This window comes from Ammoniphilus resinae (assembly GCF_017873965.1).
GTDB lineage: Bacteria > Bacillota > Bacilli > Aneurinibacillales > RAOX-1 > Ammoniphilus_A > Ammoniphilus_A resinae.
On the sequence record NZ_JAGGKT010000003.1, the window covers coordinates 80,375 to 101,573 of the forward strand.

Consider the following 21,199-nt stretch of genomic DNA (forward strand, 5'->3'; position numbering starts at 1 on the left):
GTTGCAGATAAGGAGGAGCATAATGAACGTAGATTTTATTGAAGCCTTAAATGATATAGAGAAAGAGAAAGGCATAAATAAGGAAGTCTTGATTGATGCGATCGAGGCTGCCCTGATTTCCGGATATAAGCGGAATTTTAATTCGGCTCAAAATGTCCGAGTAGATGTCAACAGGGAAACGGGTCAAGTGAAAGTTTATGCAAGAAAAACCGTTGTTGAAGATGTGCTTGATTCACGATTGGAAATTTCCTTAGAGGCAGCACAAGAAATTGATCCGAACTTTCATCTTGAAGACATCGTAGAAATTGAGGTTACCCCAAGGGACTTCGGGAGAATTGCAGCGCAAACTGCTAAGCAGGTTGTAACTCAGCGGATTCGAGAAGCTGAAAGAGGCATTATCTTCAGTGAATTTATCGATCGAGAAGATGACATAATTACCGGGATTGTGCAAAGACAGGATGCAAGAAATTACTATATAGATCTCGGGAAAGTCGAAGCGATTATGCCATTAAACGAGAAAATGCCTGGGGAGACGTTTGAACAAGGTGGACGCATCAAGGCATATATTACTAAGGTTGAAAAAACAACAAAAGGCCCGCAAATCTTTGTTTCCCGTACCCACCCAGGGCTACTGAAAAGATTGTTTGAACTTGAAGTGCCAGAAATCTTTGATGGTGTAGTGGAAATTAAATCCGTCGCCCGGGAAGCTGGGGACCGTTCTAAAATAGCGGTTCATTCTGTTGATCCAAATGTAGATCCTGTAGGAGCCTGTGTTGGGCCCAAGGGGAGTCGAGTGCAAACGATTGTCAATGAATTAAGAGGCGAAAAAATTGATATCGTTAAATGGTCTGAAGACCCCAAAATTTATGTGGCTAATGCACTAAGTCCTTCAAAGGTCTTAACGGTAGATGTATCCGAAAGTGAAAAGGCGACACGTGTGGTTGTTCCAGATTTCCAACTGTCTCTCGCCATCGGGAAAAGGGGTCAAAATGCCCGACTGGCGGCGAAATTAACAGGTTGGAAAATTGACATTAAGAGTGAATCCCAAGCGAAGAAGGAAGGGCTTGAATTGCCTGAGGATTCGTTGTTAGATACGGATGCGGATGAGCTTTCACAAGATGAAACGAATGTTTAGGGAAGGCGGGGAATCGAATGAAACCTAGAAAGGTACCAATGCGCAAATGCGTGGCTTGTCAAGAGATGACCCCCAAAAAAGAACTTATTCGGATTGTGAGAAGTCCTGAGGGAGAAGTGAAAGTTGATCCATCTGGAAAATCCTCGGGACGTGGAGCTTATATCTGTAGGAAGGCAGAGTGTTTCAGCCTCGCGAAAAAGCGAAGAGCATTGGATAAATCTCTTGAAGTGTCTATTCCCGAAGAGATCTACGATCGTCTTGAAATAGACTGGATAGGAATGGATAAAAGTGAATAAAGTTGAACAATTTCTTGGGTTGGCTATGCGTGCGAAGAAACTGGTAACTGGTGAAGAATTAGTTGTCAAATCGATTGCCAACAGACAGGTTGCTTTGGTGATTTTGTCCGGGGACGCATCCGCAAATACAAGGAAAAAGCTGCAAGACAAATGTACAACATATGACATTCCTTTTCGCCTATATGCAGATAGAAATCGCCTTGGTCACTGCATAGGGAAGGAACAGAGGGTTGTCGTTGGGGTGAAGGATGGTGGGTTTGCCCGTGAACTGCTAAAGCATTTGGATAACGTATAGGGGGTAACAAATGAGTAAAATCAGGGTATATGAATTAGCAAAACAAATAAATATTTCTAGTAAAGAATTGATCAATGTGTTAAAGAAGATGGATGTCGAGGTTGCCAACCACATGAGTATGTTAGATGCGAATGTGGGGAAAAGGGTTGAACAATATTTAAACAACCTTAAACCACAGACAAAATCTGAACCGCAAAAAAATGGGGAAACGTCCAATCAGCAAAGGGAAGGTCAACAGGATCGGAACCCTTCCACAGGACATGCAAACAATCAAAGACCAAGGCCAAAATCCAATGGAAACCAGCAATCCGGTAAACGAGAAAATCAGCATCAGCCATATAATAAAAATCAAAACCAAAAGCCGTCTGCTGACCAACGCAATCAAAACCAAACAAAGCAAAACCATACGAATCAAGGCCACACCAATCGAACAAATGAACAACATGGTAAAAAAGTATCTCATCAACAAGGGGCTAACAACAGACCATCTCCTAGTGAGAAGGAAAAGAGAGGGAATTCGGTGGAAAGTAGAAATACACAAAATCAAACAGTGAAAACTGTGAAAGATGAAAACTATGAAACCCGTGGAAAAACGAAGGTCAAATCAAAGGGGAATTCAAAGCGATTTGATGATAATAAAAACTCAGTTGATTTTTCAAATAAGCTAAAGCATAAGAAAGTTCCCCAACAAGAGCCGAGAGCACCGAAACCTCTGCCCGAGAAAATTGTGTTCACAGAAAGTATGTCGGTAGGAGAACTAGCCAAAAAGTTGGGTAAAGAGCCTTCAGAAATCATTAAAAAACTGCTCTTCCTGGGTATCATGGCAAACATTAATAAGGAATTGGACGGCGATACGATTACTTTAATCGCTGGGGAATACGGTGTTGAGGTAGAAGAAAAAATTCTCATCAATGAACTGGAATTTGAAACCATAGAGGAGAATGATGATCCGGCTAATCTACAAGAACGCCCTCCTGTCGTTACCATTATGGGTCACGTTGACCATGGGAAAACGACGTTGCTTGATGCGATTCGTCAAGCCAGCGTAGTTTCCACGGAAGCGGGCGGAATTACCCAACATATCGGGGCCTACCAAGTGGAAATCAACAATAAGAAGATTACTTTCCTTGATACACCGGGACACGCAGCTTTCACCACGATGAGAGCTAGGGGCGCCCAAGTAACGGACCTTACTATTCTTGTAGTGGCCGCAGATGACGGAGTCATGCCGCAAACGATAGAAGCCATTAACCATGCGAAAGCGGCAAAAGTACCGATTATTGTAGCGGTTAATAAAATGGATAAACCAGCAGCAAATCCCGATCGTGTAATGAATGAGTTGACGGAACACGGCTTAGTCGCTGAAGCATGGGGTGGGGAAACGATCTTTGTTCAAGTGTCTGCACTTCAAAAACAGGGGTTAGAAGACCTATTGGAAATGGTGTTGCTTGTTGCCGAGGTGCAGGAATTAAAAGCTAATCCAAATAAACGGGCAAGAGGAACTGTGATTGAAGCTGAGCTTGATCGCGGACGTGGAACAGTGGCTACTGTACTTGTCCAGAATGGAACACTTCACGTTGGAGATCCGATTGTTGTTGGAAGTTCTTTTGGACGTGTAAGGGCAATGGTTAACGATAAGGGCCGCCGGATTAAGGAAGCTGGGCCGTCGACACCTGTCGAGATTACCGGATTAAATGATGTGCCACAAGCTGGCGATCAATTCATGGTATTCGAGGATGAGAAGAAAGCACGTTCAATTGGTGAAAAGCGAGCTGCTATGAAGCGTGAAGTTGAATTGAGGGCTTCCGCACGCGTTTCTCTTGATGACCTGTTTAACCAAATAAAAGAAGGCAATATTAAAGAAGTTTCCGTAATAATTAAAGGGGATGTCCAAGGATCTGTTGAAGCCTTGCGCGGCTCTTTAGAGAAAATTGACGTGGAAGGTGCAAGGGTTCGGATCATTCATACTGGGGTTGGAGCAATCACAGAATCCGATGTTATTTTAGCTTCTGCGTCCAACGCGATTATTATTGGGTTTAACGTAAGACCTGACGTAAATGCCAAATCAACAGCTGAATCGCAAGGTGTTGATATCCGTTTACATCGCATAATCTATAAGGTTATGGAAGAAATCGAAGCGGCGATGAAAGGAATGCTTGAGCCCGTTTATCAGGAAAAGGTCATTGGCCAGGCTGAGATTCGACAGGTATTTAAGGTTTCTAAGGTTGGAAATATCGCTGGATGCTATGTAACGGAAGGGAAAATTACTCGTGATTCCGGTGTTCGAGTGATCCGTGACGGGGTTGTCATTTTTGAAGGGAAGTTAGATACTTTGAAACGCTTCAAGGATGACGCTAAGGAAGTGGCGCAAGGATACGAATGCGGGATTACAGTTGAGCGTTACAATGATATCAAAGAAGGCGATATTATTGAGGCCTTTATTATGGAAGAAATCCCAGCAACCTAATGTTTTATGGCTAATGCTTGGGCTGAAAATGAGTAGCACAAGACATTTTGTTTAAACTAACATAAAGGGTCAATCTGCTGCTTTCTGCAACATGCAAGAAGCAGCAGATATCTACTACTCGAGGTGATCCCGTGAGTAAGGTTCGTGTAAGCCGAATCGGCGAACAGATGAAGAAGGAATTAAGCCAGATTATCCAACGAGAAATTAAAGATCCGCGTATCGGATTTGTAACTGTTACTGCTGTGGAGGTAACTGGTGATTTACAACAAGCCAAAGTTTATGTCAGTGTGATGGGCAATGAGGAACAAACTGAGAATTCTTTGGCAGCGTTACAGAAAGCAAAAGGATTTATTCGAACGGAAGTGGGTCGAAGAATTCAGCTTCGTCACACACCTGAACTATTATTTAAGATTGACAAGTCCATTGAGTATGGCAGTAAAATTGAAACTATCTTGGGAGATATAAAAAAGGACAATGAGCTATAAAGAACAATTATCGATTGCCGGTCGTTTCCTCACGGAGAACGACCATTTTCTCGTTCTAAACCATGTAAGTCCCGATGGGGATGCGACCGGATCTCTTTTGGCAATGGGACACTTGCTGCAAACGCTGGGGAAGACTTTTACGCTTGCTAATGAAGGACAAACCCCGAGGAAATTATTATTCTTACCGTTAAGTGAGTCGATCCTGGATCTTTCTACACAGGAATTACCGCCTTTCTCCACCGTAATCGCTTTAGACTGTGGAGATTTTAAGCGGATTGGAGACGCTTCGCGGTTCATTATGGAGAATGCGCAAATCTTAAATATTGATCACCATCCGACGAATGATTTTTTTGGGACAGTGAATATCGTTCAGACTGAAGCGTGTTCAACTGCCGAAATCCTTTTTGACTTAGTAAAGCAAATGGATATTCCCTTAACAGAAGAACTTGCGAAACCTTTGTACATGGGTTTTCTAACCGATACCGGAGGGTTTCGTTATTCCAATACGACAGCTGAAGTGATGTCGAAAGCTGCAGAGTTGTTAAGTTGTGGTGTTTCCCCTTCGGATATGGCAGAACGATGCCTGGAAACGATCTCAAAGACTTACGTTCAGCTGTTGCGACTTGTTTTAGAAACAATTGATGTCAGTTTTTCCGGCAAAGTGGCGACCCTTAGCGCTACACTAGATACGATAAAAGAAGTTGATGCAGATTCAGATGATCTGGATGGGCTTGTAAATTACGCTAGAAATATTGAAGGTGTAGAGGTTGGAATCCTCTTTAAAGAAAAGGATGAAAACACGATCAAGGTAAGTCTGCGCTCCAAGCACCAGGTAGATGTGGGCAAAATAGCGAAAGAACTTGGCGGTGGCGGGCATGTGAGAGCAGCTGGATGTACGATTAACGCTAGCCTAAAGGAAGCAAAACAAATGATTTACGAGATCCTTAAACAAGCAATGGGGGAACATGATGAGCACAGCAATTAAGGGGATCATTCCGCTCATGAAACCCGTTGGGTTCACATCACATGATTGTGTAAATAAGTTGAGAAAGATACTCAAAACAAAAAGAATTGGCCATACAGGAACTCTCGATCCTTCCGTTTCCGGGGTTTTGCCTATTTGCGTGGGGCAGGCAACTCGAGTGGTCGAATACGTACAAGAACTCTCCAAAGAATATGTGGGTACTGTTACCATTGGAAAATCAACGACAACAGAAGATGCAGACGGCGAACTTGTTGCATGCCAAGAGGTTTTTCCTCCTTTACAGATCACACAGATTCACCAGGTTTTAAATAACTTTACAGGTAAAATCATGCAGACCCCGCCGATGTTTTCCGCAATTAAAATAAATGGTGTTCGACTTCACGAACTTGCCAGGAAGGGCATGGAAGTTGAACGGAAGCCCAGGGAAGTAGAAATTTATTCCATTGAGCTTTTAAAAACAATGCTTGATCAGCCATTTCCGGAAATTTCTTTTCGTGTCGTTTGTTCCAAGGGCACCTATGTGAGGACGCTCTGTGTAGACATTGGACTTGCTCTTGGCTACCCGGCGCATATGAGTTATTTGCAACGAACTGCCAGTGGTCCTTTTAAGTTGGAGGATTGCTATCACTTTGAGGAAATTGAACAAGCAGTTAGGGAGGATCAAATAGATCTATTGCTTAGGCCGCTTGATACAGCCCTTGTTCACTATCCTAAGATTGAAGTGCCAATGGAAAAAAAGAAGGATGTTTGGAATGGAAAGAGGCTTAAGATCCCAAGTGAGTTTGCTGAAGGTCAGTTAATCCGTGTTTACAGTGTGGAGCAACAATTTTTAGCCTTATATAAAGTTGTTAGAGACGAGGGGGAATTCTTCGCAAAGCCGGAGAAGGTGTTCCATGAAGAAGGGGAAATGAAGCATGAACATTAACTATTTGCGGTATCCCTTGGAATTAGACAATGACATTCAATCCTATGTTATGGCTATCGGGTATTTTGACGGGGTACATGTCGGTCATCGAAGAGTCATTCAGCGTGCTATCGATCTTTCCAATAAGAAAAATCTCCAGGCCGCAGTAATGACTTTTCACCCCCACCCAAGAGAAGTGTTAGGAAGAAGTGGGTATACACATTATTTAACCCCTTTACAGGATAAATTAGAAGTTTTCCGTAAAATGGGAGTGGATACGGTATTTGTAGTACAATTTGATATCCCTTTTTCCTCCATTTATCCTGAAGATTTTATAGATGAATTCCTGATTCCTTTACAGGCGAAACACATCATTGTTGGGTTTGATTACACCTTTGGATACCGCGGACAAGGAACTGCCTATACCTTGAAAGAACAGAGCAAAGACCGTTATCAAGTGGATGTTGTCTCTCCAATCACCAGATATGGGGAAAAAATAAGCAGTACAATCATTCGCGAATATTTATATGGCGGTAAGATTGAACAAGCGAATGAGTTTCTTGGGAGACCATATGCCATTAAAGGCATGGTCGTTCATGGGGAAAAAAGAGGGCGTCTGTTAGGGTTTCCAACAGCAAACCTGAATTTAGACGAGCCCTACTTGGTACCCCGAACAGGCGTTTATGGTGTTCGTGTCGATTTTGAGGGGACAATTCACTTTGGTGTTATGAACGTTGGGATCAAACCGACTTTTGATCAAGTGAAAAAAGAAAAGAGCTTAGAGGTATATATTTTTGATTTTAATGAAAACCTGTATGATAAGGAACTGACTGTCGAGTTTCTCTTCTTTATTCGTGAAGAACAAAAGTTTGCTGGCGTTGAACAACTTGTACAGCAAATCAAACAAGATGTGGAAACGGCAAGAAGTAGAATAGAGAGCATAAGAAGCTAGAAGGAACAGTTATAATTTTTCTATCCCAACATATTCTTTTAATGAACTCTAAATTTACATTTACTCGCCCTTCCATCTATGTTATACTTCTCATTGGTAATTTCATTTACTTATGCCTGCTTTTATTCTAGGGTTGAAGGTGCGAACTCCGTTCAGTGAATGAAAGGAGAGGACGTGCGTGAAGTTACCCCAAATGGAAGTGAATGATCGACGTTTAAGTGAGCTCTGTCAAGATGTAGCCACGATTTGTTGCAGCTCAGAATTTAAAAAGCTGCATAAAGAAATTTCGAAAATCTACCGTAAAAACGGGCTGAGTGATGCTAAGAGAATGGCTTTTCAGGATTCACTATTTTCCATGTTTCTCGAGCATTTTCATTCTGAGGCTAGGGAAGACCTTCCTTATCCTTAGAAGATGCATGTGATAGTAACCTCACATGTCAAGCAACGTTTACGCGAAAATCGGCAGCATGGAATAACGGTCCAAGATATCATTCGCGGAGCGAAATCGATTCCTGGAACTGTGCCTGTTGCAACTCGTTTTCGAGGCTTCCTAGCCGGAAGCGGAAGATTATTCGATATAGTGGCTAAGGACATCACTCATGGCCGTTTGGTCATTACTGTCATTGGAAAGTAAACCATAGCGTGGTTGATCGAATCACCGGCGATACACTAGGCTATAGGGGATTTTAAAAAGGAGGTGAAAAGGATGGCATTAACTCAAGAGCGTAAACAACAATTGATCGAAGAGTACCGTGTTCATGAATCTGACACAGGTTCCCCTGAAGTTCAGATCGCTATCCTTACAGAGAAGATTAATTATCTGAATGGACATTTGCGTGAACACAAGAAGGACCACCATTCTCGTCGTGGACTTTTGAAAATGGTTGGACAACGCCGTAACTTGTTGAACTATCTTAAGAATAGTGATATCACTCGTTATCGCGACCTTATTAACAAACTTGGTCTACGTAGATAGAAAAAAGCGGGGATTCCCCGCTTTTTCTGTTATATTTTTGGTTGGAAAATTATAGAAAATGCAATGAGAATCCAGGGATATTTCCTTTTATTTTTTCTGCGGAAGGAAATAATAAGACAATGACGAATTAACTATCACGAAAGGAGGAATAAATATTTATGGAAGTTTTTACATATGATTTAGGCGGTAGAACTTTAACCGTCGAGTATGGAAAAGTAGCTAAACAAGCCAATGCATCAGTGATGGTTAGATATGGCGATACAGTTGTACTTTCAACAGTCACCGCATCGAATGAACCATCCAAATTAGACTTCTTTCCGTTAACAGTAAATTATGAAGAAAGATTATATGCCGTTGGGAAAATTCCCGGTGGTTTCATTAAGAGGGAAGGAAGGCCAAGTGAAAAGGCGATCCTTGCCAGCCGTTTAATTGACCGCCCTATTCGCCCTTTGTTTCCAGATGGTTTCAGAAACGAAGTGCAAGTGGTCAATATTGTCATGTCGGTTGATCAGGACTGTTCATCGGAAATTGCTGCCATGGTGGGGACGTCCATAGCCCTATCCATTTCAGATATTCCTTTTAATGGTCCGATAGGTGGTGTTGTTGTTGGGAGGATCGATGGGGAATTTATTCTCAATCCAACGGTAACACAGCAAGCGGCGAGTGATATTCATCTGGTTGTCGCTGGAACAAAAGATGCAATAAATATGGTGGAGGCCGGTGCCAATGAGGTCCCAGAGGAAGTGATGCTTGAAGCAATCATGTTTGGCCACGATCATATTCGTTCTATTGTACAATTTGTTGAGGAAATCCAGAAGAAAGTCGGCAAGCCTAAAATGGAAGTCAAACTGCATCAGGTCGATCCTGAAATAGATATGGCTGTACGGGAATTTGCCAAAGGGCGTTTGGTTGAAGCGGTTCGAATTGAGGAAAAGCAAGCGCGTCAAGAAGCAATTGATGCAATTAACGAGGAAGCGCTTGCCCATTTCGAAGAAACCTATCCCGAGGGACAAGCTATTGTTTCAGAAGTTCTATACAACATCGTTAAAGAAGAGGTTCGTCGTTTAATTACCCATGACAAGGTTCGCCCAGATGGACGGGCGATAACGGAAATTCGACCGATAACCACAGAAGTTGACTTGTTGCCAAGAACGCACGGATCAGGGCTGTTTACGCGGGGCCAAACACAGGCTTTAAGTATTTGTACATTAGGTGCTTTAGGGGATGTGCAGATCCTAGATGGATTGGGGATTGAGGAAACAAAAAGATTTATGCACCATTACAATTTCCCACCCTTTAGTGTAGGGGAAGCTAGACCACTTCGGCCACCCGGACGCCGGGAGATTGGCCACGGAGCATTGGGCGAACGGGCGCTAGAGCCAGTTATTCCATCTGAAGAAGTTTTCCCATACACCATCCGCCTCGTTTCAGAAGTATTGGAATCCAATGGATCGACCTCCCAGGCTAGTATTTGTGCAAGTACCTTGGCTATGATGGATGCGGGTGTGCCAATCAAGGCTCCAGTAGCAGGTATTGCCATGGGATTGGTGAAGGATGGCGAGCATGTTACGGTTCTGTCAGATATTCAAGGGATGGAAGATCACTTAGGTGATATGGACTTTAAAGTAGCTGGAACAGCTGAGGGTGTCACGGCTTTACAGATGGATATCAAAATTGAAGGAATTGACCGTACAATTTTGGAACAAGCTTTGCGGCAGGCAAAAGAAGGACGGATGTTTATTTTGTCCAAGATGCTTGAAGCAATAGACAAACCAAAAGAAGTCCTGTCTCAGTATGCACCGAAAATCCTGACTATGAAAATCCATCCAGATAAAATTCGCGATGTCATTGGACCTGGTGGAAAACAAATAAACAAAATCATTGAAGAAACAGGAGTAAAAATTGATATCGAACAGGATGGTCGGGTATTTATTGCTTCTGTGGATCAGGTGATGAACCAACGCGCGAAAGAAATCATTGAGGATCTTGTTCGTGAGGTAGCTGTTGGACAAACTTATTTGGGAACCGTCAAACGGGTTGAGAAATTTGGGGCATTCGTAGAGATCTTCCCCGGCAAAGAAGGACTTGTTCATATTTCACAGTTAGCTGAAGAACGAGTAGCCAAGGTAGAGGATGTCGTCTCCGTGGGCGATCAAATCATGGTCAAAGTCACGGAAATCGATAATCAAGGCAGAGTTAATTTATCTCGCAAAGTGCTATTGAAGGAACAGAAGGAAAAGGAAAACCAAACAACAAAATCATAATTAACATCGAAAGAAGCTTCTTATTTAAAGAAGCTTTTTGTCATCTTTACTAAAGACATTTCATACCTTGTACCATTGAGTGTTTAAGATGGGGGTGGGTGATGATGGAGAAATGGAAAGCACAGTCACGGCTACTAGTGGGTGGGCTTTTTCTTGTGTGTTTTATCTATATCTTAAATTCTCCGGCCATTAATCAGTATGTATCATTTGTAAAGGGACAGCCTGTGACAGCAACAGTTGAAGGGGATTTGCTTCGAAAAATAGATGGGATTTTGGAACAAAAACAGGTTCCTGCGATCAATGCGCGAATTGACCAAGTTTGGAAGGCAATACCGGGATATAATGGATTGAAGGTAAACCGGGAGGAAACGATAAAAAGGATGTTAGAAAATGGGGAATGGGATGATCAGAAAATAGTTTATGATGAAGTGGAACCTGAAATAGGTCTTAAAGATTTGCAGCCTTCGCCCATTTATCGCGGGAATCCCCAAAAGCCGATGATTTCCTTTATGGTCAACGTTGCTTGGGGGAATGAATATTTACCTGAAATATTAAATACGTTGAAGAAATATAAGATTAAATCCACCTTTTTTCTGGATGGGTCCTGGGTGAGCAAGTTTCCAGAAGAAGCAAAAAAAATTATAGATGCGGGACACGAAATTGGAAACCATGCTTATTCTCATCCGGATATGAAAAAATTATCGATGAACAGAATTCGTCTTGAGATTGAAAAAACTAATCAAGTCATTGAAAAGGAAATAGGTGTAAGGCCTAAGCTTTTTGCTCCGCCGTCGGGATCCTTTGATCAAAGAACTGTAGAATTGGCTGCCCAGGAAGGTATGTTTACAATTTTATGGACTTTAGATACAATCGATTGGAAAAAACCCGCACCAAGCACCATCATCCAACGGCTAACCCCACAATTGGCCAATGGAGCAACAATCTTGATGCATCCAACCGCATCATCTGCAGCTGCTTTGCCGGAATTGATCAAAGCGGCCAAGTTAAAAGGGTTGCAAATGGGCACAGTAAGCGATCTGATTTCTTCAAAACGTGTTCAATCTATTGAGTAGAATTGCGTTATTTGTTATAGTTATTAATACTGGTTTTAAATCACCCCAAAAGTTAGAAATTCCAAAGCCTATCCCTATTGCTTTTGTGGGCCTATTCAAAAGCTGGCTAAACTGGAAGTGAGATGCGGGTGCATCGATAAGGAGGCTTTCTTAGTGATTGAAAAATACACCCTAGATAATGGGGTACGTGTTGTAATTGAAAAAATCCCTACTGTTCGTTCCGTTGCATTAGGGATCTGGGTTGGAACAGGCTCGCGCTACGAGACCCCAGAAAACAACGGGATTTCGCATTTCACGGAACATATGCTGTTCAAGGGAACGCATGCAAGGTCAGCGAAGGAAATTGCTGAGTCTTTTGATCAAATTGGCGGACATGTAAATGCTTTTACTTCTAAGGAATATACCTGCTATTATGCGCGTGTATTAGATGAACATGCTCCTATTGCCTTAGATATTTTATCGGATATGTTTTTTCATTCCAAATTTGATGAGGATGAATTACATAAGGAGAGAAAGGTTGTTATTGAAGAAATAAAAATGTACGATGACACACCTGACGATCTTGTCCATGATTTGATCTCCAAGGCGAGCTATCAAACTCATCCGCTTGGGTACAGTATTTTAGGCACAGAAGAGGTGCTTAATAACCTGAACCAGGAGAAGATGCTTGAGTATGTCTCCCAAAGATATACGCCTGACCGGATCGTTTTGTCCGTTGCTGGAAATATCAGTGAAAAACTTTTAGAGATGATTAAAACGAAGTTTTCGCGAATGGACCGGCAAAAATCTGCAGGGATTCTTACGCCACCGGAATTTCATCCTGAACTAAAGGTGAGAAAAAAAGATACGGAACAGGCTCATTTATGTATCTCCTTTCCTGGCTATGAAGTAGGTCATCCAGATGTTTATCCACTAATATTGATGAATAATATTTTGGGAGGGAGTATGAGTTCCCGCCTTTTCCAGGAAGTTCGGGAAGAACGTGGCTTGGCCTATTCTGTCTTTTCCTATCATTCTTCTTATCGGGATAGCGGTCTGTTCACGATTTATGCAGGGACCGCACCAAAACAGCTGGAAGAAGTAACTCAGGTGATCACGGATACTTTGGCAAAGCTCAAAGCGAAGGGGATCAGTCAGGAAGAATTAAAAAAGGGCAAAGAACAATTGAAGGGAAGTTTAATGCTCAGTCTTGAGAGCACCAACAGCCGAATGAGCAGACTTGGCAAAAATGAACTGATGCTCGGCAAACACTTGACATTAGACGAAATCATCGAACGGGTCAATCAAGTTACACTGGACAATGTACAAAACACAATTAATACAATTTTCAACAATAAAATGTCTGTTGCACTTGTAAGCCCGTTGGAAGCATTACCAGTCAGCTTCAGCCAGGATGCGCTGCTATAGGATAAGGAGCCAAATTAATGGAAGAGAAGAATAAACTCAAAGTTCAAATCTGTAAATTGTCGGGTAATGAAGATATTTCACTTCCAACGAAAATGTCGGATTTGGCAGCTGGATTCGATTTGTATGCAGCTAACCGGCAGCCGATCGAACTTGCACCTGGCAAAAGAGTTCTCGTTCCTACTGGATTTTCCATCGCTCTACCCATTCACTATGAAGCACAAATTCGTCCGCGTAGCGGCCTTGCTTTAAAAAAAGGAATTACTTGTATCAATTCTCCCGGGACAATTGATGCGGATTACCGAGGGGAAGTTGGGGTTATCCTGATTAATCATGGTGAGGATACTTTCATCATTCAACGTGGTGAACGGATTGCTCAGATGGTGATTCAGCATGTGCCAGAGGTGGAATGGGAGACTGTCGATATACTCCCGGATACAGAGCGGGGTGCCGGCGGGTTCGGACATACAGGGATCTAATATCGTAAGGTAAAAAGTACTTCGGTGATGAAGTACTTTTTCTTTTTTATGGAGCATATTCATCACAGCAAAGGGACTAATTGAAAGGGTGGTTGTGATGAGATTCAGTGAGTTCTGCAACAAAGAAATGATTGACTTAGACAATGGGGAACGGATGGGTGTATTGGGGCAGGCTGATTTAGTGATTCATCCGGAAACCGGGGATATTGATTCGATTATTTTGCCCAGTCATTCCTTCTTGGCTTGGGGAAAAAAACGTGATGAGGTTATAATTCCTTGGAACACAATCCGGAAAGTTGGGCCGGAAATGATTATTGTGGAGCTAAAGGAACGGGGAAGAGCGAGGTTTTAGTAACCCATTTATGGGCTCTTACATACGATGAGGGTAGAAACGCAACGAATTCCAGAAAACCAAAAAAACTCAGGTGAACTTTCTACTTTTAATGTCCACTTTATTGTTGTAAAATGTTTGAAAGGGGTTATCAGAGTATGCTCACAGGAATTCAGACTACCTTCATCGGAGGAGATGCTCGCCAACTTGAGGTAATTAAGAAATTTATAGAATTGGATGCAGCGGTAACCCTCATCGGATTTGATAATTTAGAAAGTAATTTTACTGGAGCTACGAAAAAAGACTTAACTGTTGATATCTTAAGAGAAACGGATGTGCTAATCCTGCCTATTGTGGGGACGGATGATGAAGGATATGTGGAGAGCATTTTCTGCTCAAGACCGCTTCAGTTAACCGAAGAGCACTTCGAATCATTAAATCCGAAGATTGTGATTTACACGGGAATGGCGAAAGATTATTTGCATAATCTATCGCAAAAGTACAATATTCAGCTTGTTGAAATTCTTGATCGGGATGATGTAGCCATCTATAACTCCATTCCAACGGTTGAGGGTGCCTTGATGATGGCGATACAGAATACGGACATCACTATTCATGGCTCTAATTGTATCGTACTTGGTTTAGGTCGGGTTGGAATGTCCATGGCCAGAGCTCTCCATGCATTAGGAGCCTCTGTTCGTGTGGGTGCAAGAAAACCGGAACATTTGGCAAGAATCCATGAAATGGGCCTCATTCCCTTTGAATTAAAGGACTTACCCGAACAGGTTAGGAATGTAGATATTCTATATAATACTATTCCCAAATTAATTGTCACTCCTCAGATTATTGCTCATATGCCGTTGCATACATTGATTATTGATTTAGCTTCAAAACCTGGGGGGATAGACTTCCGATACGCCGAAAAGAGAGGTATTAAAGCCTTATTGGCACCTGGTTTGCCTGGAATCGTTGCGCCAAAAACAGCAGGCCAAATCATTGCTAATACACTTTCTAGGCTTGTCTCTGATCAAATGGTTAATCGGGAGGGATCAGTATGAAGCTAGCAGGAAAAACAATTGGTTACGGGGTTACGGGATCTCATTGTACCCTAGAGGAAATTATGCCGCAAATCAAGACATTGGTGGATGAAGGGGCTAATGTAATTCCGATTATTACCCATACCGTAGCCACGACGGACACCTACTTTGGAAAGTCCGCAGACTGGAAGAAACTATTGCAAGATATCACAGGGAATGAAATCATCTCTACAATTGTAGATGCTGAACCGCTTGGACCCAAGCGCCCCTTGGATATTATGGTTATTGCACCGATGACAGGAGCATCAACGAGTAAGTTTGCAAATGCCTTAACAGATAGTCCTGTACTGATGGCTGCCAAAGCCACCATGCGCAATCACCGTCCTGTTGTTGTCGCTATATCGACAAATGATGGATTGGGATTGAACATGGCGAATATTGCGAAATTAATGGCAGCGAAAGATATTTATTTTGTTCCATTTGGTCAGGATAATCCTGAGAAGAAGCCAAAATCTTTAGTAGCTCGGATGGAATTGATCAAGGAAACATGTGAGTTAGCACTTGAAGGAAAACAACTTCAACCCGTTATCATTGAAAAATTTAAATATATGAATTGAGAAAAATAGGTTAGGAGAGAGAACATGCAAATCAAATCATCTTATAATGTAGCAGTCGTTGGTGCAACAGGAGCAGTTGGAACACAAATATTACGTCTTATTGAAGAACGTAATTTCCCCATCAATCAACTAAAATGTCTCTCCTCAGCAAGATCTGCAGGCACCAAGGTAGTGTTTAAAGGCCAGGAGATTACAGTGGAAGAAGCGAAACCAGAAAGTTTTGAGGGGATCGACATTGCCTGGTTCAGTGCCGGAGGAAGTGTAAGTAAGCAGTTAGCTCCTGCAGCGGTAGAAAGAGGAGCTTTGGTTATTGACAACACCAATGCTTACCGGATGGATCCTGAGGTGCCTCTTGTAGTGCCTGAAGTAAATATGAATAAAGCAAAAGAAAACAAAGGAATCATTGCTAATCCGAACTGCTCTACCATTCAGATGGTAGCAGCACTAAAACCACTCAAGGATCGCTTTGGTATTGACCGGTTGATTGTTTCAACCTATCAAGCAGTCTCCGGTGCAGGAAGCCGTGCGATCAACGATTTACTCAATCAAACAAAAGCTGCCTTGGAAGGAAAAGAAGTAAAAGGGGAAATTCTTCCTGTTGGTTCTCTCCCGAAGAAACACCAAATGGCTTTTAACGCGATTCCACAGATTGATGTCTTTGGAGAAAATGGATTCACTCTTGAAGAGATGAAGATGATCAGAGAAACTAAGAAAATATTTGATGATAATGAGATTGCCGTTTCGGCAACTTGTGTTCGTATCCCTGTTGTTAGTGGTCACTCTGAATCAGTATACATTGAAACCAAGGAAGATTTTGACCTGGAAGAAGTTAAGGAATTACTGGCGAAAGCTCCTGGTGTCGTGCTTGTCGATAATCCAAGCGAACAGGTTTATCCGCTGGCGACAGATGCAGTTGGAAAGCTTGAAGTATTTGTTGGGCGGGTTCGCAGAGATGTTGCGGTGGCTCGAGGTTTACACCTGTGGATCGTCAGTGATAATCTGCTCAAGGGCGCTGCTTGGAATGCAGTCCAGATCGCAGAAAACTTAACTCGCTAAGCGTATTTTTTAAAATTATTCCCCGAACAAGGGGGCTTAAACACATGAAGATTTTAGTTCAGAAATTCGGTGGGTCTTCCCTTTCTTTACCGAAAGAAAGGGAAGAGGCACTTTCTCATATTCTATCAGCTCGAAATGAAGGTTATTCCGTTTGTGTTGTTGTTTCAGCCATGGGGAGAATGGGGCAACCCTACGCAACAGATTCTCTCATCCGTTTGATACAGGAAAACGGAGATGCACTGGAAAAGAGGGAATTGGATTTACTTCTTCATTGCGGCGAAATTATTTCTGCTGTCACTCTATGCAGTATGCTGAACAGTAGAAACGTTCCATCCGTTGTTCTTACTGGCGGGCAGGCAGGGATCATCACAAACAAAGATTATAATAACGCCCAAATTATCAGGCTGGAAAGCAAAAGAATTTTAGACGAATTTGCAAAGGGTAAGGTTGTCATTGTGACAGGGTTTCAGGGCAGGACAGAAGAAGGGGAAATTACGACCCTTGGGCGTGGCGGAAGTGATACTTCTGCTACGGCATTAGGTGTTTCCCTAAATGCTGAGATGGTTGATATTTTTACGGATGTAAGTGGCGTAATGACTGCCGATCCAAGGATTGTGGAGGATGCTCAGCAATTGGAAACGGTGACTTATACTGAAATTGCCAATATGGCTTACCAAGGGGCGAAGGTGATTCATCCACGCGCGGTAGAGATGGCAATGAATGGGAAGGTGCCGATACGGGTTCGTTCAACGTTTACCAAGGATTTCGGAACCTTAGTTACAAGTCGATCAGGTATCCCCGAACGATTAATTACCGGTATTGCCAGCATTTCGAATGTTACACAAATCAAGGTTACTGCATTAGAGGGGCAATATGATCTGCAGCTTAAAGTGTTTAAGTCAATGGCTGAAAATGGGATTAGTGTTGATTTTATCAATGTAAACCCAATCGGTGTAGCCTATACAGTCCGCGATGAAGTCGCCGAAAAGGCTTGTCGAATCTTGCGGGATATGGGGTATGAACCGGTCCATACCCCACATTGTGCCAAGGTCTCTGTCATAGGAGCTGCGATGGCGGGAGTTCCAGGAGTTATGGCACAAGTTGCAGAAGCTTTGAATCATGAAGATATTCAAATTTTACAATGTGCGGATTCCCATACAACGATTTGGGTGCTTGTCAAGGAAGAAGATATGGTTAAAGCAGTTCGAGCACTCCATCGTAAATTCAATTTACATCAATCAACTAGTGAATTAGGTTAGGGAGGAGTTTTTCTTGGTGGATTTTGGAAGATTATTAACAGCGATGGTTACACCATTTAATGATCAATTGGAAGTGGATTTCGAAGCAGCTACAAAACTAATTGATCATTTAATTCAAACTGGAACAGAAACATTAGTAGTAGGGGGAACCACTGGGGAATCACCAACGTTAAGTAAAGATGAAAAAATTGCCCTTTTCCGATACGTTGTGAAGGAAGCCAAAGGGAGAGTCAAGGTGATCGCTGGAACAGGCAGCAACAATACCCAGGCGTCTATTGAGTTGACCCGAGCAGCAGAAGAAGTTGGTGTCGATGGAATCATGCTTGTTGTACCGTACTACAATAAACCTTCTCAAGAAGGACTTTATCAGCATTTTAAAGCCATCGCTGAATCTACCAGCCTCCCAGTTATGCTATACAATATTCCCGGCAGATCGGCAATCAACATGTCTGTAGAGACAATTCTAAGACTGGCTGAGGTCCCGAACATTACTTCTGTAAAGGAAGCAAGCGGTGATCTATCTGCAGCTGCTTTTATTGTTGATAAGGCACCTGAAGGATTTAGGGTATACTCTGGTGACGATAAATTGACGCTGCCGATCATGAGTGTCGGTGGGCACGGTATCGTTAGTGTCGCCAGCCATGTCATTGGTCAAGAAATCAAGGAAATGGTTCAGGCATATGTTGATGGAAATGTTTCTGTCGCCTCTAGCCTTCATCGTAAGTACTTGCCTATATTTGAAGGGATATTTGTTACTTCCAATCCAGTACCAATAAAATATGCCCTTCAGCAAATGGGAGTTCAAGTTGGTTCAGTACGCCTACCATTGGTGCCTGTGACCCCACAGGAAGCAAAGTTTATCGATTCGCTGTTCAAGTAACATTTAAGAGCCCTTATCACAAAGTGGTAAGGGCTCTTTTCTTCCGGGAAAAATCCCCCCTTCTAAAATTTTTAGGTGCCTTTCTTTTACCTTATCGTTCATGTATAATAATTGTAAGTGGCTCGTTCGGTGTTTGTTAGTTTTATGCTCATATACAACTAAATAAGGAGTCAATCATAGGAGGAATATACTTGGCAAAGCAAAGCAATAAAGCGTTGTCTATTTTTGCCTTGGGCGGCGTTGGTGAAATAGGCAAAAACATGTATGTAGTTCAATACGACCAAGACATTGTCGTGATTGACGCAGGATTGAAATTCCCTGAGGAGGATATGCTGGGGATCGATATGGTCATTCCAGATATTTCTTACCTTACGGAAAACAAGGAGAAGGTCCGTGCTATTCTTCTCACACATGGTCATGAAGATCATATTGGGGGACTAGTCTACGTTTTAAGGCATCTGAAGGTTCCAGTCTATGGGACGAAACTGACCATTGGACTAGTAACAGAGAAGTTAAGAGAAGCTGGAATTTTGGCGGATGTTAGCTTGAAAATCATTGATAATGACTCACAAATCGAACTGGGAACACTTCAGGCTTCATTTTTCAAAACAAATCACAGCATCCCTGATTCTGTAGGGGTTTGCATCGATACTCCAGAAGGAAAAGTTGTCCACACTGGTGATTTTAAGTTTGACCAAACTCCAGTTAATGATGAAGCTGCAGACCTGGCCAAAATGAGTGAAATTGGACAACAAGGGGTTCTAGCCCTGTTATCAGACAGTACCAATGCCGATAAACCAGGCTATACTGGATCAGAAAGGCTTGTGGGTAAAGCAATTGATGAGGTATTCTTTCGGGCTAATGGTAGAATTATCGTTGCCACCTTTGCATCCAACGTTCATCGTGTCCAGCAGGTTGTAGATGCAGCTGTGCATTATGGAAGAAAAGTAACGGTGATCGGACGCAGTATGCAGAATGTGGTTCGAATTGCTATTAATTTGGGCTATTTGCATGTACCCGACGGTACGTTCGTTGAAACAGATACTATCCAAAGTCTTCCTGCTGACCAAGTAGTCATTCTGACTACAGGTAGCCAAGGGGAACCTATGTCAGCCTTGACAAGGATGGCCCGAACATCCCATCGTAAGGTGGATATCTTGCCAGGTGATACCGTTATGATTGCCGCCACGCCTATTCCTGGTAATGAACGCCAAGTTGGAAGAATTGTTGATCAGCTTTATCGGATTGGTGCAGACGTTATCTATGGTTCACAGATTCATGTATCCGGTCACGGATGCCAAGAAGAATTGAAATTAATGCTTAACCTTATGAAACCGAAATTTTTTATTCCGATCCACGGGGAATTTCGAATGCTTCATAGCCATGCTGGACTTGCAGAACAAGTTGGTGTCGAGAAAGAAAATATCTTCCTTCTTGACAATGGGGATACCGTTGAGATTTCTAACGGACAAGCCAGGTTAGCGGGAAGAGTTTCCACTGGACAAATTCTTATCGATGGACTTGGCGTTGGTGACGTTGGAAATATCGTCCTTCGCGATCGAAAACTGCTTTCCCAAGATGGAATACTTGTGGTTGTGGTTACCTTAAGCAGGCAAACTGGTGTCATTCTGTCGGGCCCAGATATCATTTCCAGAGGATTTGTCTATGTTCGTGAATCCGAGGAATTGCTCGATGAGGCTAGTAAATTAGTGACACAAATATTAAATAAATGCATGGATGAGAAGGTAAATGATTGGTCTTCACTAAAAACAAATGTTCGTGAAGGATTAGGCCGATTCCTCTACGAAAAGACAAAGCGGAAGCCCATGATTTTACCAATCATTATGGAAGCATAGAGCTTCAAGGAAGAAATAGCGGAAAATATTTCCGCTATTTTTGTTTTTTGGGTGGATTTTGGCGATAAACGTCTTCATCGGGGCTTTAGGGGAATCGGGACAGTACACCTCGCAATTCACCATGAACTGTTCTATTAAGGACCTTTTCCAACTTACCATACTACCTTCCCATTTTCGTTAAACTTTTTAATCCCCTCATGCACGGAATTCCTCCAACCCTTCTCTCTTTATTTTGCGATCGGACTGAGGAGACCTTATTTGGCTAAAAATCTCCTTTTTTGGGGGTGTAGTGGACTCAGAAGACCTTATTTACTTTAAACCCAAGGGTATTTGATGCTTAACAGTGGAATAAGGGCTTTTGGGTCCGGATCCCCCTCAAATTTTGGCATTTGATAAGAAATAGGGGCTCTGCGGTCCGCTTTATTTTGCGATCGGTCTGGGGGAGAAC

22 protein-coding genes are annotated in these 21,199 nt (G+C 42.5%); all 22 read left to right on the forward strand.

Features of this window, described 5'->3' with window-relative positions; translation table 11 throughout:
• Positions 1 to 22 precede the first annotated feature (22 nt).
• A complete protein-coding gene (gene nusA, locus J2Z37_RS07480; protein WP_209809627.1) occupies positions 23 to 1,135 on the forward strand; it encodes a transcription termination factor NusA in 1,113 nt (370 codons plus the stop codon).
• Positions 1,136 to 1,152: 17 nt separating this feature from the next.
• The gene (gene rnpM, locus J2Z37_RS07485) at positions 1,153 to 1,431 is read left to right on the forward strand and encodes an RNase P modulator RnpM (protein WP_209809628.1); all 279 of its coding nucleotides are present in this window, start codon (positions 1,153 to 1,155) and stop codon (positions 1,429 to 1,431) included.
• Complete coding sequence (locus tag J2Z37_RS07490; protein WP_209809629.1) at positions 1,424 to 1,726, forward strand: YlxQ family RNA-binding protein; 303 nt, start codon at positions 1,424 to 1,426, stop codon at positions 1,724 to 1,726. The genes rnpM and J2Z37_RS07490 overlap by 8 nt, the downstream gene beginning before the upstream one ends.
• A gap of 10 nt (positions 1,727 to 1,736) precedes the next feature.
• Positions 1,737 to 4,193: a translation initiation factor IF-2 gene (infB, locus tag J2Z37_RS07495; protein ID WP_209809630.1), complete on the forward strand. Its 2,457-nt coding sequence runs from the start codon at positions 1,737 to 1,739 to the stop codon at positions 4,191 to 4,193.
• A 131-nt stretch (positions 4,194 to 4,324) separates the two neighbouring features.
• Positions 4,325 to 4,678, forward strand: a complete 354-nt coding sequence (rbfA, locus tag J2Z37_RS07500; RefSeq protein ID WP_209809631.1) for a 30S ribosome-binding factor RbfA — start codon at positions 4,325 to 4,327, stop codon at positions 4,676 to 4,678.
• Positions 4,668 to 5,663 (forward strand): DHH family phosphoesterase, encoded by a 996-nt coding sequence (locus tag J2Z37_RS07505; protein ID WP_209809632.1) that lies wholly within the window; start codon positions 4,668 to 4,670, stop codon positions 5,661 to 5,663. The genes rbfA and J2Z37_RS07505 overlap by 11 nt, the downstream gene beginning before the upstream one ends.
• Positions 5,647 to 6,588, forward strand: a complete 942-nt coding sequence (gene truB, locus J2Z37_RS07510; protein WP_245203649.1) for a tRNA pseudouridine(55) synthase TruB — start codon at positions 5,647 to 5,649, stop codon at positions 6,586 to 6,588. The genes J2Z37_RS07505 and truB overlap by 17 nt, the downstream gene beginning before the upstream one ends.
• Complete coding sequence (locus J2Z37_RS07515; protein ID WP_209809633.1) at positions 6,578 to 7,519, forward strand: bifunctional riboflavin kinase/FAD synthetase; 942 nt, start codon at positions 6,578 to 6,580, stop codon at positions 7,517 to 7,519. The genes truB and J2Z37_RS07515 overlap by 11 nt, the downstream gene beginning before the upstream one ends.
• A gap of 178 nt (positions 7,520 to 7,697) precedes the next feature.
• Positions 7,698 to 7,928, forward strand: a complete 231-nt coding sequence (locus J2Z37_RS07520; RefSeq protein ID WP_209809634.1) for a hypothetical protein — start codon at positions 7,698 to 7,700, stop codon at positions 7,926 to 7,928.
• A gap of 3 nt (positions 7,929 to 7,931) precedes the next feature.
• Complete coding sequence (locus J2Z37_RS07525; protein ID WP_209809635.1) at positions 7,932 to 8,153, forward strand: hypothetical protein; 222 nt, start codon at positions 7,932 to 7,934, stop codon at positions 8,151 to 8,153.
• 72 nt (positions 8,154 to 8,225) lie between these two features.
• A complete protein-coding gene (rpsO, locus tag J2Z37_RS07530) occupies positions 8,226 to 8,495 on the forward strand; it encodes a 30S ribosomal protein S15 (protein ID WP_209809636.1) in 270 nt (89 codons plus the stop codon).
• A gap of 158 nt (positions 8,496 to 8,653) precedes the next feature.
• On the forward strand, positions 8,654 to 10,759 hold the full coding sequence (pnp, locus tag J2Z37_RS07535) for a polyribonucleotide nucleotidyltransferase (protein WP_209809637.1): 2,106 nt from the start codon (positions 8,654 to 8,656) through the stop codon (positions 10,757 to 10,759).
• A gap of 104 nt (positions 10,760 to 10,863) precedes the next feature.
• Positions 10,864 to 11,832, forward strand: coding sequence for a polysaccharide deacetylase family protein (locus tag J2Z37_RS07540; protein WP_209809638.1), 969 nt, complete (start codon positions 10,864 to 10,866; stop codon positions 11,830 to 11,832).
• A 153-nt stretch (positions 11,833 to 11,985) separates the two neighbouring features.
• On the forward strand, positions 11,986 to 13,239 hold the full coding sequence (locus tag J2Z37_RS07545; protein WP_209809639.1) for a M16 family metallopeptidase: 1,254 nt from the start codon (positions 11,986 to 11,988) through the stop codon (positions 13,237 to 13,239).
• Between the two features lie 17 nt (positions 13,240 to 13,256).
• Complete coding sequence (gene dut / locus J2Z37_RS07550) at positions 13,257 to 13,715, forward strand: dUTP diphosphatase (RefSeq protein WP_209809640.1); 459 nt, start codon at positions 13,257 to 13,259, stop codon at positions 13,713 to 13,715.
• 97 nt (positions 13,716 to 13,812) lie between these two features.
• On the forward strand, positions 13,813 to 14,067 hold the full coding sequence (locus J2Z37_RS07555; RefSeq protein WP_209809641.1) for a YlmC/YmxH family sporulation protein: 255 nt from the start codon (positions 13,813 to 13,815) through the stop codon (positions 14,065 to 14,067).
• 137 nt (positions 14,068 to 14,204) lie between these two features.
• Entirely contained in the window at positions 14,205 to 15,104 is a 900-nt protein-coding gene (gene dpsA, locus J2Z37_RS07560) for a dipicolinate synthase subunit DpsA (RefSeq protein ID WP_209809642.1), read from the forward strand.
• Complete coding sequence (locus tag J2Z37_RS07565) at positions 15,101 to 15,700, forward strand: dipicolinate synthase subunit B (RefSeq protein WP_209809643.1); 600 nt, start codon at positions 15,101 to 15,103, stop codon at positions 15,698 to 15,700. Before dpsA ends, J2Z37_RS07565 begins: the two co-directional genes overlap by 4 nt.
• 24 nt (positions 15,701 to 15,724) lie before the next feature.
• Positions 15,725 to 16,756, forward strand: coding sequence for an aspartate-semialdehyde dehydrogenase (locus tag J2Z37_RS07570; protein ID WP_209809644.1), 1,032 nt, complete (start codon positions 15,725 to 15,727; stop codon positions 16,754 to 16,756).
• Between the two features lie 44 nt (positions 16,757 to 16,800).
• Positions 16,801 to 18,015: an aspartate kinase gene (gene dapG / locus J2Z37_RS07575; RefSeq protein ID WP_209809645.1), complete on the forward strand. Its 1,215-nt coding sequence runs from the start codon at positions 16,801 to 16,803 to the stop codon at positions 18,013 to 18,015.
• Between the two features lie 13 nt (positions 18,016 to 18,028).
• On the forward strand, positions 18,029 to 18,895 hold the full coding sequence (gene dapA, locus J2Z37_RS07580) for a 4-hydroxy-tetrahydrodipicolinate synthase (RefSeq protein ID WP_209809646.1): 867 nt from the start codon (positions 18,029 to 18,031) through the stop codon (positions 18,893 to 18,895).
• Positions 18,896 to 19,086: 191 nt separating this feature from the next.
• Positions 19,087 to 20,751 carry a ribonuclease J gene (locus J2Z37_RS07585; protein WP_209809647.1) on the forward strand — a complete coding sequence of 555 codons (1,665 nt, stop codon included), beginning with the start codon at positions 19,087 to 19,089 and terminating at the stop codon, positions 20,749 to 20,751.
• Positions 20,752 to 21,199: the final 448 nt, after the last annotated feature.